We start from the raw sequence: 12,301 nt of genomic DNA on the forward strand, positions 1-12,301 counted from the left end.
CGTCAGACGTCGCGCAAGGCGATCACGGCGGCGCGCGCCCGGTCGAGGAAGGGGCGGCGCTCCTCGCCTTCCTCGACGCGGATCGGCGCGCCGAAGGTGACGGAGCAGAGGATGGGCACCGGCACGATCTCGCCCTTGGGCATGACGCGCTGCACGTTGTCGATCCATGCGGGCACCAGCACCACCTCGGGGAACATCGTGGCGAGCGTGTAGAGGCCCGACTTGAACTTCTGCGGCTCGCCGGTGTGGCCGCGCGTGCCCTCGGGGAAGATGATGATCGAGTCGCCGCTGCGCAGGGCCTCGACCAGCGGGGCCAGCGGATCGACAGCGGGAGTCGCCGCGACGGACGGGGCTTCGGGCTCTGCCGGCGGTGATGGTGGCGGCGGCTCGGGCGGCGGCGCAGGAGGTGGAGCAGGGGGCTCCGGCAGGTCGAGCCGGCCTTGCGCGCCGGACGCGACGGTTTCCAGGGGAGGCTCGGGCGGAGTCAGCGGCAGCAGCGGTTCCATCGAGGGCTCGATGCGCTCGGCCGGCGACGGAACCGGTGCACGTACGACGGGCGGCGGTGGCGGTGCTTCGGCCACCACCGGTGCTGTCGGTGCGGTTGCCGCTGCGCTTGCCGCAGCAGGCGTCGCCTGCCGCTCCACGTACACCGCGTTGAAGACCTCCGTCGTGATCCAGCGCTTGACCGGCGTGTTGGCCCAGTAGTCGCGCGCGGCGATCGGGCGCGTGATGCTGCGCAGCTCTTCCGGCAGCGCCGCCCAGATCATCACCAGGTCGGCATGGCTCTGGTGGTTGGCGAAGTAGATGCGCTGCTCGGCCTTGGGCGGACAGCCGTACCAGCGTGCCTGGGCACCCGTGAGCAAGCGGACGATCCCAAGAAGCAACCAACCCGTGAGCTTTGCCAGCATATGGGCGCGATGATACGGGCCATGCGATGGCGTTTCGATCCTCTTTCCCTTGCCTGGGCCGTGGCCCTGTTCCTCGTTCTCCTGCTGCTGGCCACCGTGGGGGCTCGCTGGGGCTGGCTGCGCAGCTTCTTCGGCGACGTGCTGGCCGTGGTGTGGGTGTACTTCGTGTTCAGGACGGTGATCGCCGCGCGTGTGCTGCCGCTGGCACTGGCCGCGCTGGGCGTGGGCCTTGCGGTCGAGCTCGGGCAGTACCTGGCGGCGACGTGGCACCTGCACATTCCGAACCGCGCCCTGCGCATCGTGCTCGGCAGCACGGCCGACTGGTGGGACGTGCTGGCCTACACCATCGGCTTCGCCGCGGTGCTGGCCATCGAGGGCCTGCGCGGCGCGGCCGTCTTCAGGGCAGCTCGGCCGCAGGCATCCGCGCCATGACCGTGGAAGCACGCCCGCTCAGGTAGGGCGAGCCGGTCCGGCGCTCGAAGAACTTGGGGCTGGGCAGCATCACCGCGAGGCGTGCCGCCTCGCCGGTGCCCAGGCGCGAAGCCGGCTTGCGGAAGTAGTACTGCGAGGCCGCCTGGGCGCCGAACACGCCTTCGCCCCACTCCACGTTGTTGAGATAGATCTCCAGGATCCGCCGCTTGTCGAGCAGCACCTCGAGCAGCGTGGCCAGCACCAGCTCCTGCCCCTTGCGCAGCATGGTGCGCTCGCCCGACAGCAGCAGGTTCTTCGCGAGCTGCTGCGTGATGGTCGAGCCGCCGCGCAGTTGCACGGGCTTGACCGGCCTGCCACGTGCCGCCGCGCGTGCGGCACGCTTGGCGGCCAGCTCTTCCGCCCTGGCGTTGCGCTGGCGCGCGCGCTCGATGGCTTCCCATTCCACGCCGTTGTGGTCGACGAAGCCGGAGTCCTCGCTCGCGATGACCGCGCGCTTGAGCGTGTCGTTGATCTGCGAGTAGGGCACCCATTCCTGGCGCCAGCCGCCGCCGCTTCCCTGGTGGATGGCGATCTGGTAGGCCTCGGAGCGCTGGAACGCGGTGCTCTGCGGATCGATCACGGCCATCGCCGCGATGCGCGCCACGAAGAAGAGCTGGAGTGCCAGGCCTGCCACCGCAATGCAGGCGATCAGGCGCAGCGCGGCCTTCATCTTCTTTCTTGCTTACTTCAGTTCGGCGCGGATCTCGGCCAGCACCTGCGCCGACGGCGGGCGCACGCCGCGCCAGATCTCGAAGGATTCCGCCGCCTGCTCGACCAGCATGCCGAGCCCGTCGCGCGGCACCGCGCCATGGGCCTGCGCCCAGGCCATGAAGCCCGCGGCCGCGGGGCCGTACATCATGTCGACCGCGAGCCCGCCTTCGCGCAGCACGCTGGCCTTCACGGGCACCGCGTCGCCCGCGAGGCTGGAGGCGGTGGCATTGACCACCACGTCGAAGGCGCCCGGCACCTCGTCGAGCGCCCAGGCTTCGAGCGAAGCCCCGTGGCGCAGCGCGACGGCCGCGTGGCGGCGCACCAGCTCCACGGCCTTGTCCACGGTGCGGTTGGCGACCACGACGCGCGAGGCGCCCGCGTCGAGCAGCGGACCCAGCACGCCGGCCGCGGCGCCGCCCGCGCCGATCAGCAGCAGCGCCTTGCCCTGCAGCGGCACGGCCGCGTTGCGCACGATGTCGTTGACCAGGCCGATGCCGTCGGTGTTGTCGGCGTGGATGCCGCCGTCGGCGTCGAAGCGCAGCGTGTTCACCGCCTGCGCGAGCAGGGCGCGCTCGCTGGTGTGCTGCGCCAGCGCGGCGGCCTCGAACTTGAAGGGCACCGTGATGTTGCAGCCGCGCGCGACGTCGCCGCGCTGCGCTGCCTCGCTGCGGAAGGCCGCGATGCCTTCGGCGAACGCGCCGAGCGGAATCAGCCGCCGGCCGTAGTCCATCTGCTGGCCGCAGAGCTCGGCGAAGCGTGCGTGGATGCGGGGCGAGCGGCTGTGCTCGACCGGGTTGCCCATGATGCAGTACAGGTCCATGGTGTCCGCCTCTTGTGTTCTGCTTACTGCGATGAGAGTTCGACCGAGCCGTCGTGCGCGAAGCGGAAGTGCGGCCGGATCACGATCTGGTCGGCGTGCTCCTTGCGCATCGCGTCGGTGAAGGTGCCGAAGTTGCCCACGCTCGCGACGATGGCCTGGGCCCGCTTGTCGAGCACGGGCACGCCCGAGCTCTCGTCGATCACGGTCGACAGCAGCCGGCCGTCGAAGTTGACGGTGATGGTCATCGTGAGCTCGCCGTAGAGCTTCTTGCCGGCGAGCGTCGGGAAGTTGGCCGTGCCCTGCGCTTCCACCCGGCGGCGCAGCGAGTCGACGTAGGTGGCGAAGGCGGCCTCGCGCGTGAAGGGGCTCAGGTAGCGCTTCTTGGGGCGCGCGTTCTCCTCGTTCACGCGGCGCTCGATCTCGGCCAGCAGGTTGATCATCTGGCGGCGCTTGTCTTCCTGCGCCTGGGCTTCGGCGGGGTCGCCCGCGTTGCGTGGGTCGGGCGCGGGCATCGCGGCCAGGTCGCGCTTGAGCTGGGTCAGCATCTGCATCTGCTCGGCCTGCATCGCGTCGACCTTGCGCTGCGCGTCCTCGAAGGAGTCGCCCACGGTGGTGAAGCTCGACGGCGGCAGCGGGCTGGTCGCGCGGCCCTTGTCGAGGTCGCCGCCGCCCGCGAGCGAGGTCTGCGCGCGCAGCCGGGCGGCGGGGTCGGGCCTGTCGTTGGTCTTGCTGTTGACCAGGATGACTTCGAGCGGCGTGTCGCTGAAGACCTTGTTGAACGACTCGGGGTCGACGAAGCGCACCGCGAGCAGCGCGGCGTGTACGACGACCGACACGCCCAGAGCGATCTGCAGCGTGCTGAGGTCCTTGAAGTTCATTCTCGAAACTCCTCCAGGGGCCGCATCATTTCTCCGGACGACGATCCGCCGGGTTTCATGCTGGCGTGTTTTCTTCTGGCGCGGCCTCGCTGTCGTTCAGGTCGACGGCAATGGCGATCGGGCCCGCAACCACTTCTTCTTCCTCTTCGTCGCCCTCCTGGCCGGCGGCCGCGTCGGCCTTCGGCGAGTCGAGGCGCTCGAGCACCGTGCCGTTCACGTTGAGGGCGATCTCGTCGATCTCGCCGAGCTTCACGCGCAGGCGCGCGCCGCGTTCCTGCTGGCCCGCCACCGGGAACACCAGCGGCAGCGTGTCGGCGCGCACCAGGGCGCCGTTGGGCATGTCCTTGATGACGGTGGCCTCCAGCTCGGAAATGCCCTGCTGCTGCAGGTACTTCAGCGTCCAGAAGCGCTCCATGCCGCCCTGGTAGGCGTTGTACGCGGCGTAGGCGGCGTCGAAGCCCGAGAGGATGGAGAACAGGTCGGCGTCCTTCGGCTTGAAGGGCGCGGCCAGCGCGGCGGTCTTGCCGTGGCGCGCGGCGGCGATGATCTGCCACTGGTTCACCAGGTCGGTGTAGCGGCGCAGCGGCGAGGTGCTCCAGGCGTAGCTCTTCACGCCCAGGCCCGCGTGCGGCAGCGCGCGCGTGCCCATGCGCACCTTGATGCCGGGCGCGAGGCTGGCCTGGCTGCGATAGAGGCCGGGCACGCCGAGCTCGCCGAGCCAGCCGCCCCAGCTGCTGTTGGCCAGGATCATCGCCTCGGACACGATCAGGTCGAGCGGCGCGCCGCGCTGGCGCGTGCTGATCTGCACCTGCTCGCCGCCCGTGGGCTCGGCGCCGTCGTTGCCGACGAGGCGGAAGTTGTAGTCGGGCCGGTTGAAGTTCTCGGGCTTGCCGCGCACCACCTCGCGCTGCGCCTTCAACTGTTTCGCGAGGCGGAACAGGAAGGACAGCGGCGCGCGCAGGCGGGTGGCGGCTTCGGGCGTGCCCTCGCCCTGGAAGGAGGCGTCCTCGAGCCACTGCTGCGTGACGACGGTGTCGAGCTGGTCGTGGCGCAGGTTGGCCACGATGGGCACGCGCTCCAGCTTCGTCTCGGTGCCCTGCAGCTCCAGCGTGGCTTCGTCGAAGCGCGCGTAGAGCGACACGGCCGGGCGGTCGCCGCCCTCGAGCAGCGTGTAGGTGTCGACCACCTCGTCGGGCAGCATCGTGATCTTGTAGCCCGGCATGTAGACCGTCGACATGCGCGCGCGCGCCACGTTGTCGATGGCGCTGCCCGGCGTGAGCGCCAGGGCCGGCGCCGCGATGTGGATGCCGACCGTGACGGTGCCCGTGCCCAGGCCCTGCACGGAGAGCGCGTCGTCGATTTCGGTGGTCTGGGAATCGTCGATGGAGAAGGCCTGCACGCCGGTGGCCGGCGGAAGATCGTCGGCGATGGCGGGCGCGGCGAGCGCGGGAAAGCCGGTGCCCTTGGGGAAGTTCTCGAACAGGAAGCGCCGCCAGTGGAACTGGTAGGGCGAATCGATGGCGCCTGCGCGCTCCAGCAGGTCGAGCGGAGCGCGCTGCGTGGTGCGCGCGGCCTCGACCACGGCCTTGTACTCTGGGGCGTTCTTGTCGGGGCGAAAGAGGATCTTGTAGAGCTGCTCGCGCACGGGCGCCGGGCACACGCCCTCGGCCAGCTGCGCGGCCCATTCGGCGATCTGCGCCTGGATGGCCTTCTTCTTCTCGATGGCGGCGAGCGCCTGCTGGACGATCTCGGCCGGCGCCTTCTTGAAGCGACCCTTGCCGGCGCGGCGGAAATAGTGCGGCGCCTCGAACAGCGCGAACAGGGCGGCGGCCTGCTGGGCGAGCGAGGGCTTCTCGCTGAAATATTCGGCGGCCAGCTCGGCGAAGCCGAATTCGCCCTCGGGCGCGAATTCCCAGGCGAGGTCGAGGTCCAGGGAGGCGGCGAGCGAGCGCCCTTCGGCGATCAGCTCGGCGGGGGCCGGTTTCTCGAAACGCAGGACGATGTTGGCGCCCTTGACCTTGACGCGCTTGCCGGTGTCGAGCTCGACCTGCGCCGATGCTTCGGCCTCCGACAGCACGCGGCCGCCGAGGTACTTGCCGGCTTCTTCAAACAATACAAACATGGCCCGGATTGTCCCATGCTGAACCCGCCGGAATTCCGGGGGCAGGCGCTCCGGACGAGCTCGGGGAGCCTAGATCGGGTTGATGAAGGCCATCACGTCGTCCAGGTGGGCCTTTTCGAAATCGGACAGCGCATGGTCGCCGCCCTCGAGCAGCTTGATGTTGCTGTCGGGGTAGCGCGCGGACATCTCGTGCCAGTCGAGCGCCTCGTCGCCCTTGGCGATGATGGCGAACACGCGCTCGGGCCGCGTGAGCGGGCCGACTTCCATCGCGCGCAGCTCGTGGATGTATTCGGGGCGGAAGTAGAAATGCTCGGCCGGGTCGTGCCAGACGGTCTGGTCGCCGATGTAGCGCATGAGGTCGCGCGCGGGATGCACTGCCGGGTTGAGCAGTACCGCGCGGCAGCGCGTCATGCCGGCCACGTAGGTGGCGTAGTAGCCGCCGAGCGACGAGCCCACCACCGCCATCGACTTGCGCGGCCAGTGGGCGATGCCCTTCATCACCATGTCGATGGCGTCGTGCGGCGACGGCGGCAGCTGCGGGCACCACCACTGCAGGTTCGGATGGCGTCGCGCGACGCGGTCCGCGACGACCCGGGCCTTGGTCGAGCGAGGCGAGGAGCGGAAACCGTGCAGGTAGAGCAGGTGGGTGGTTTGCGGATCCATGCGAGGAAGAGACGGGAGGTGCGGCGACCGCACCTCGCTTGCCGGGAACGGGTAATTCTGCATGAGGTCTGTTCTCGCGAGGCCGCCTCCAACATACAAAAAACCCGGCCGGGCGGGTTCTTCGGTAAAGCCCGGCCTGCGAGCTCCCCGGGGTCGCGCCGGCATCCCGCCCGTCCCGTTCCAGTGCATGTCGCGCATCTGGAATTCGAAAGTATTCAAGTTGCGTTCGCGTGCTGCGCGAACCGCCTACGTTCCGGTTACTTCGCCTGCGCGGAGCAGGGCGGAAGGCGCCCGGAAAAAAGCGGCCAGAGTTTCTGACAAGCCCATTGCCGCGCGTATCCCATGAACGAGGGATGTGCACATGGATTCCCGGTGCGCGCCGAGGCTTATGCTCGGAGGATGAACATCGAGGCTCAGGACGACGCGACGCTACGCCGCTGGGGCGTGCTCGTCGTCGAAGACGACAGCCGCGCGCGCGCCTTTTTCGAGGCGAGCGTGCAGCGCAGCCCGCGCCTTTTCTGGCTCGGCAGCGCCGGCACCGTGCAGGAAGCGCTGGGCTGGCTGTCGCGCACCACCACCATTCCCGACGTGCTCCTGGTCGACCTCGGCATGCCCGACGGCACCGGCCTCGACGTGATCCGCGACGCCGTGTCGCGCTTTCCCGGCTGCGAGCCGCTGGTCGTTTCGGTCTTCGGCGACGAGGAGAACGTGCTCGCCAGCATCGAGGCGGGCGCCGTGGGCTACATCCACAAGGACGCCGCGCCGGAGGACATCGCGCAGACCATCGTCGAGATGAAGGCCGGCGCCTCGCCGATCTCGCCCATGATCGCGCGGCGCGTGCTCGCCAAGTACCGTAGCCTGCAGACCGCGGCGCCCACCGGCTCGACGCCGGGCGCCACGCCCGAGGCGGCGGCGGAGGAGGCCGACCGCGGCCTGCTCTCGGCGCGCGAGCACGAGGTGCTGACGCTGATCGCGCGCGGTTTCTCCTATGCGGAGATCGCCCGGCTCAAGGGGCTGAGCGTGCATACGGTGCAGACCCACATCAAGAACCTCTACGGAAAGCTCGCGGTGCATTCCAAGAGCGAGGCGGTCTTCGAGGCGACGCGTCTCGGCCTGCTGTCTCATCCGGGCTGAGCGCAGATGCGACAGAACTGGGTGTCGCTGGTGATGCCGTGGCTGGCGATGCTCCTGATGGGCATCGTCGGTATTTCCGTCGCGGCCGCGTCCGAGGCGCCGATCGAGCTGCGCCAGGGCACCGTGACCACCACGGTCGACGGCGTCACCCGCACGGAGCCGGTCGAGCTTTCCTATCACTGGGACCGTCAGTTCAACGGGCGCCCCGGCACCGCCAGCTTCGACCTGCCGTTCACGCTCGAGGCCGAGCCCGAGACGCCGTGGGGCATCTTTATCCCGCGCGTGGGCAACGTCTTCGAGGTTCAGCTCAACGACGCGCTGCTGCAGACCTATGGCGACATGAAGCGCGGCAACGACGCCGACTACGCCAAGGCGCCCATCTACGTACCCGTGCCCGGCAAGCTGCTGCGCAAGGGCGAAAACCTGCTGCAGATCCGCCTGCATGCCGACACCGCCCGCCTCGCGGGGCTGTCGCAGGTGGTCGTCGGGCCGGCCGCGACGGTGCGCAACGAGCTCTTCGAGAGCGCCAACGCGTGGCGCTTCACCGGCTCGGTGCTGCTGATGGCCTTCAGCCTGATCGTGGGCGGCATCGCGCTGGCGCTGTGGCTCACGCAGCTCGACGTCGACGCCGGCGGGGTGCAGCGACGCGTGGGCATCTATCTCTGGGCCGCGCTGGCGGAGATCTTCTGGGCGGCGCGCATGGTCGACGGCCTGATCGCCGAGCCGCCGCTGTCCTGGGGGCCGTGGGGCGTGCTGATGGCGGCCTGCTATGCCGGCTGGGCGGCCGCCTCCATGATGTTCGTCTACCACCTCGCGGGCTGGGCCAACGAGCGCGGCCATCGCTGGGTGCGCTGGCCGGTGGCGGGCATCGTGGTCGGAACGGTGATCTTCAGCGCGCTGTCGCTGCAGCGGGACGAGCCGGCGTGGTTCACCGGCTGGCTCGCCGTCGAGCTCGTGTTCGTCGCCGCCTTCGTCGGCGCCTTCGCCGTCGCCACGCTGCGCAACCCGAACGACGACCGCCTGCTGATGGCCGGCGCGGCGCTGGTCACGGTGGCCCTGGCCGCGCGCGACTGGCTGGTGATCCGCCTGAGCGACGCCTACGGCGAAACCACCTGGGTGCGCTATTCGTCGGTGTTCTTCGGCGCGGTGCTGCTGCTGATCGTGCTGCGGCGCTTCCGCGCGGCGACGCTGCAGGCGCGGGGCTCGGTCGCCGCCCTGGCCGAGCGGGTGGCGCAGCGCGAGCGCGAACTGGCGGCCACCTATGCCGAGCTCGAGGCGGCGGCGCAGGTGCAGGCTCGCACCCACGAGCGCGAGCGCATCCTGCGCGAGATGCACGACGGCGTGGGCTCGCACATCAGCTCGGCCATCCGGCAGCTGCAGTCGGGCCAGAGCAGCTCGGGCGACCTGCTGCGCACGCTGCGCGATTCGCTGGACCAGCTCAAGCTGCAGATCGATTCCATCCACCTGCCGCCGGGCGACGTGGGCGCGTTGCTCGCGGCCGCACGCTACCGGCTGGAGCCCCGCCTGGCGTCCGCCGGCATCGAGTTCGAATGGGCGGTGGACGAGGTGGAGCCGGTGGCCGGGCTCGACGCGCACGGCATGCGTCAACTGCAGTTCCTGCTGTTCGAGGCCATCTCCAACGTGCTGCAGCACGCCGAGGCCACCGTGCTTCGCTTCGAGGCCGGCATGCAGGGCAAGACGGTGCAGCTGCGGGTGATCGACAACGGCAAGGGCTTCGACGCGGCCAAGCACAGGCCGCGGTCGCTGGCGGAGCGCTCCGGGGCCATCGGGGCCCGGCTGACGGTCGAAAGCCGACCGGGGCGCACGGTCGTTCAGCTCGAATTCGATTGAGGCGGCCGGCGGGGCGGAGATAATCCGCCTTCATGTCCGCCGTGTTCAATCAGCCCTCCCTGGCGCGTCGAATTGCGCCCATCTTCCAGGGCTTCGACGGCTTCCTGGCCTTTGCCGTCCTGCTGCTCGCCTTCGCCGGGCTGCTGACCATGTATTCCTCGGGTTACGACCACGGAACCCGTTTCGTCGACCATGGCCGCAACATGCTGCTGGCCGGTTTCATCATGTTCGTGGTGGCGCAGGTGCCGCCCCAGCGGCTGATGCTGGCCGCCGTGCCGCTCTACACGATGGGCGTGGCGCTGCTGGTGGCGGTGGCGCTGTTCGGCATCACCAAGAAGGGCGCCCAGCGCTGGATCAACGTGGGCGTGGTCATCCAGCCCAGCGAGATCCTGAAGATCGCCATGCCGCTGATGCTGGCCTGGTGGTTCCAGCGGCGCGAAGGCCAGCTGAGGCCGCTCGACTTCGTGGTGGCGACCGCGCTGCTGGCGGTACCGGTCGGGCTCATCATGAAGCAGCCCGACCTGGGCACCTCGCTGCTGGTGCTGGCGGCGGGGCTGTCGGTGATCTTCTTCGCCGGGCTGCCCTGGAAGCTGATCGTGCCGCCGGTGGTGATCGGCGCGGTGGCCATCACGCTGATCGTCGGATTCGAGTCGAGGCTCTGCGCCGACGGGGTCGACTGGCGCGTGCTGCACGACTACCAGAAGCAGCGCGTGTGCACGCTGCTCGACCCGAGCAAGGACCCGCTGGGCAAGGGCTTCCACATCATCCAGGGAATGATCGCCATCGGCTCGGGCGGCGTGGGCGGCAAGGGCTTCATGCAGGGCACGCAGACGCACCTCGAATTCATCCCCGAGCGCACCACCGACTTCATCTTCGCCGCCTATTCCGAGGAATTCGGGCTCATGGGCAACCTAGCGCTGATCTCGGCCTTCATCCTGCTGATCTTCCGGGGGCTGGTGATCGCGGCCAACGCCGGAACGCTGTTCTCGCGCCTGCTGGCGGGGGCGGTGACCATGATCTTCTTCACCTACGCCTTCGTGAACATGGGCATGGTCAGCGGCATCCTGCCCGTGGTGGGCGTGCCGCTGCCCTTCATCAGCTACGGCGGCACCGCGATGGTGACGCTGGGGCTGGGGCTGGGCATCCTGATGTCGATCGCCCGGGCCAGGAGGCTGGCGCAGAACTAGCGCCGGAGTGTCCTTCGGGGCAGCGCGGAAGAGGGTGGCTGCCTAGAATGGGGGGATGATCTCCCGCGAACCCACCATCGAGCGCCTCGCCACGGCGCAACAGCTCCTTCTCACGCCGTTCGGCCTCGACGAATCGCACCTGAGCAAGGCCCTGGCCGAGATCACCGCGCACCGGGTGGACGACGCCGACCTGTACTTCCAGTACACCCGCAGCGAGGGCTGGAGCCTCGAGGAAGGCATCGTCAAGACCGGCAGCTTCAGCATCGACCAGGGCGTCGGCGTGCGCGCGGTCAGCGGCGAGAAGACCGCTTTTGCCTATTCCGACGACATTTCCGAGGCCTCGCTGCTCGACGCGGCGCGCACCGTCCGCTCCATTTCTTCAGCCGGCCGTGCCGGCAAGGTGAAGACGGCGGCCCGCAAGATCGCCTCCAGCCGCTCGCTCTACCAGGGCATCGACCCCATTTCCACGCTCGACAGCACCGCCAAGGTGAAGCTGCTCGAGAGGGTCGAGAAGCTCGCCCGTTCGCGCGATCCGCGCGTGGCGCAGGTGATGGCGGGGCTGGCCAGCGAGTACGACGTGGTGCTGGTGGCCCGCGCCGACGGCACCCTGGCCGCCGACGTGCGGCCGCTGGTGCGCCTGTCGGTCACCGTGATCGCCGAGCAGAACGGCCGCCGCGAGATCGGCTCCGGCGGCGGCGGCGGGCGTTTCGGCCTGGCCTATTTTTCCGACGAGCAGATCGCCGAGTACGTCGACCATGCCGTGAAGGCCGCCCTGACGAATCTCGACGCCCGTCCGGCTCCGGCTGGCGAAATGACCGTGGTGCTCGGCTCCGGCTGGCCCGGCATCCTGCTGCACGAAGCCATCGGCCACGGGCTGGAGGGCGACTTCAACCGCAAGGGCTCGAGCGCCTTCTCGGGCCGCATCGGCCAGCGCGTGGCGGCCAAGGGCGTGACCGTGCTCGACGACGGCACCATCGCCGACCGCCGCGGCTCGCTGAACGTGGACGACGAGGGCAACGCCAGCCAGCGCAACGTGCTGATCGAGGACGGCATCCTCAAGGGCTACATCCAGGATGCGCTCAACGCCCGCCTGATGAAGGTCAAGCCCACCGGCAACGGCCGCCGCGAAAGCTATGCCCACGTGCCGATGCCGCGCATGACCAACACCTACATGCTCGGCGGCGACAAGGAACCCGAGGAGATCGTCGCAAGCATCAAGAAGGGCCTGTACGCCACCAATTTCGGCGGCGGGCAGGTCGACATCACCAGCGGCAAGTTCGTGTTCTCGGCCAGCGAGGCCTACTGGGTCGAGAACGGCAAGATCCAGTACCCGGTGAAGGGGGCGACCATCGTGGGCAACGGCCCCGACGCGCTCACCCGCGTGACCATGATCGGCAACGACATGGCGCTCGACTCGGGCGTCGGCACCTGCGGCAAGGAAGGCCAGAGCGTGCCGGTCGGCGTCGGCCAGCCCACCCTGCGCATCGACGGCCTGACTGTAGGTGGAACGGCTTAGGACTTTCGGCACTTGCCGGCTGTTTCCTTCGGTTGCTAAG

11 protein-coding genes are annotated in these 12,301 nt (G+C 69.4%); 5 read left to right on the plus strand and 6 right to left on the minus strand.

The window, feature by feature from the left end:
- Positions 1-2 precede the first annotated feature (2 nt).
- On the minus strand, positions 3-908 hold the full coding sequence (locus ABL840_RS06630; protein WP_176947383.1) for a 1-acyl-sn-glycerol-3-phosphate acyltransferase: 906 nt from the start codon (positions 906-908) through the stop codon (positions 3-5).
- Between the two features lie 9 nt (positions 909-917).
- Here ABL840_RS06630 and ABL840_RS06635 point away from each other — a divergent pair, with 9 nt between their 5' ends.
- On the plus strand, positions 918-1,340 hold the full coding sequence (locus ABL840_RS06635) for a DUF2809 domain-containing protein (protein WP_093197245.1): 423 nt from the start codon (positions 918-920) through the stop codon (positions 1,338-1,340).
- On the opposite strand, the gene mtgA is transcribed toward ABL840_RS06635, so the two are convergent.
- The 5 genes from mtgA to ABL840_RS06660 all read right to left on the minus strand — a co-directional run bounded on the left by mtgA (position 1,306) and on the right by ABL840_RS06660 (position 6,573).
- Positions 1,306-2,049, minus strand: a complete 744-nt coding sequence (gene mtgA / locus ABL840_RS06640) for a monofunctional biosynthetic peptidoglycan transglycosylase (RefSeq protein ID WP_093196912.1) — start codon at positions 2,047-2,049, stop codon at positions 1,306-1,308. The two genes, ABL840_RS06635 and mtgA, sit on opposite strands and share 35 nt — an antisense overlap.
- Positions 2,050-2,061: 12 nt before the next feature.
- The gene (gene aroE / locus ABL840_RS06645; RefSeq protein ID WP_093196910.1) at positions 2,062-2,910 is read right to left on the minus strand and encodes a shikimate dehydrogenase; all 849 of its coding nucleotides are present in this window, start codon (positions 2,908-2,910) and stop codon (positions 2,062-2,064) included.
- Positions 2,911-2,933: 23 nt separating this feature from the next.
- Positions 2,934-3,788 carry an energy transducer TonB gene (locus ABL840_RS06650; protein WP_093196908.1) on the minus strand — a complete coding sequence of 285 codons (855 nt, stop codon included), beginning with the start codon at positions 3,786-3,788 and terminating at the stop codon, positions 2,934-2,936.
- Positions 3,789-3,843: 55 nt separating this feature from the next.
- Positions 3,844-5,910, minus strand: coding sequence for a ribonuclease catalytic domain-containing protein (locus ABL840_RS06655; RefSeq protein ID WP_093196906.1), 2,067 nt, complete (start codon positions 5,908-5,910; stop codon positions 3,844-3,846).
- A gap of 69 nt (positions 5,911-5,979) precedes the next feature.
- Complete coding sequence (locus tag ABL840_RS06660) at positions 5,980-6,573, minus strand: YqiA/YcfP family alpha/beta fold hydrolase (RefSeq protein WP_093196904.1); 594 nt, start codon at positions 6,571-6,573, stop codon at positions 5,980-5,982.
- Positions 6,574-6,972: 399 nt separating this feature from the next.
- Here ABL840_RS06660 and ABL840_RS06665 point away from each other — a divergent pair, with 399 nt between their 5' ends.
- The 4 genes from ABL840_RS06665 to tldD are packed head-to-tail and all read left to right on the plus strand — an operon-like array spanning position 6,973 to position 12,261.
- Complete coding sequence (locus ABL840_RS06665) at positions 6,973-7,707, plus strand: response regulator transcription factor (RefSeq protein WP_170217082.1); 735 nt, start codon at positions 6,973-6,975, stop codon at positions 7,705-7,707.
- Between the two features lie 6 nt (positions 7,708-7,713).
- The gene (locus ABL840_RS06670; RefSeq protein ID WP_093196900.1) at positions 7,714-9,558 is read left to right on the plus strand and encodes a sensor histidine kinase; all 1,845 of its coding nucleotides are present in this window, start codon (positions 7,714-7,716) and stop codon (positions 9,556-9,558) included.
- A gap of 32 nt (positions 9,559-9,590) precedes the next feature.
- Positions 9,591-10,745 (plus strand): rod shape-determining protein RodA, encoded by a 1,155-nt coding sequence (rodA, locus tag ABL840_RS06675; protein ID WP_093196898.1) that lies wholly within the window; start codon positions 9,591-9,593, stop codon positions 10,743-10,745.
- A 55-nt stretch (positions 10,746-10,800) separates the two neighbouring features.
- A complete protein-coding gene (gene tldD, locus ABL840_RS06680) occupies positions 10,801-12,261 on the plus strand; it encodes a metalloprotease TldD (protein WP_093196897.1) in 1,461 nt (486 codons plus the stop codon).
- Positions 12,262-12,301: the final 40 nt, after the last annotated feature.

The sequence above is a fragment of the Variovorax sp. NFACC27 genome (assembly GCF_048301545.1).
Classification (GTDB): domain Bacteria; phylum Pseudomonadota; class Gammaproteobacteria; order Burkholderiales; family Burkholderiaceae_C; genus Variovorax; species Variovorax gossypii.

What these genes read in the sequence shown, in the direction of transcription:
- aroE (WP_093196910.1), bottom strand. Translation starts at nt 2,910, where the DNA reads ATGGACCTGTACTGCATCATGGGCAACCCGGTCGAGCACAGCCGCTCG.
- ABL840_RS06655 (WP_093196906.1), bottom strand. Translation starts at nt 5,910, where the DNA reads ATGTTTGTATTGTTTGAAGAAGCCGGCAAGTACCTCGGCGGCCGCGTG.
- ABL840_RS06665 (WP_170217082.1), top strand. Translation starts at nt 6,973, where the DNA reads ATGAACATCGAGGCTCAGGACGACGCGACGCTACGCCGCTGGGGCGTG.
- rodA (WP_093196898.1), top strand. Translation starts at nt 9,591, where the DNA reads ATGTCCGCCGTGTTCAATCAGCCCTCCCTGGCGCGTCGAATTGCGCCC.
- ABL840_RS06670 (WP_093196900.1), top strand. Translation starts at nt 7,714, where the DNA reads ATGCGACAGAACTGGGTGTCGCTGGTGATGCCGTGGCTGGCGATGCTC.
- ABL840_RS06630 (WP_176947383.1), bottom strand. Translation starts at nt 908, where the DNA reads ATGCTGGCAAAGCTCACGGGTTGGTTGCTTCTTGGGATCGTCCGCTTG.
- ABL840_RS06635 (WP_093197245.1), top strand. Translation starts at nt 918, where the DNA reads ATGATACGGGCCATGCGATGGCGTTTCGATCCTCTTTCCCTTGCCTGG.
- mtgA (WP_093196912.1), bottom strand. Translation starts at nt 2,049, where the DNA reads ATGAAGGCCGCGCTGCGCCTGATCGCCTGCATTGCGGTGGCAGGCCTG.
- tldD (WP_093196897.1), top strand. Translation starts at nt 10,801, where the DNA reads ATGATCTCCCGCGAACCCACCATCGAGCGCCTCGCCACGGCGCAACAG.
- ABL840_RS06650 (WP_093196908.1), bottom strand. Translation starts at nt 3,788, where the DNA reads ATGAACTTCAAGGACCTCAGCACGCTGCAGATCGCTCTGGGCGTGTCG.
- ABL840_RS06660 (WP_093196904.1), bottom strand. Translation starts at nt 6,573, where the DNA reads ATGGATCCGCAAACCACCCACCTGCTCTACCTGCACGGTTTCCGCTCC.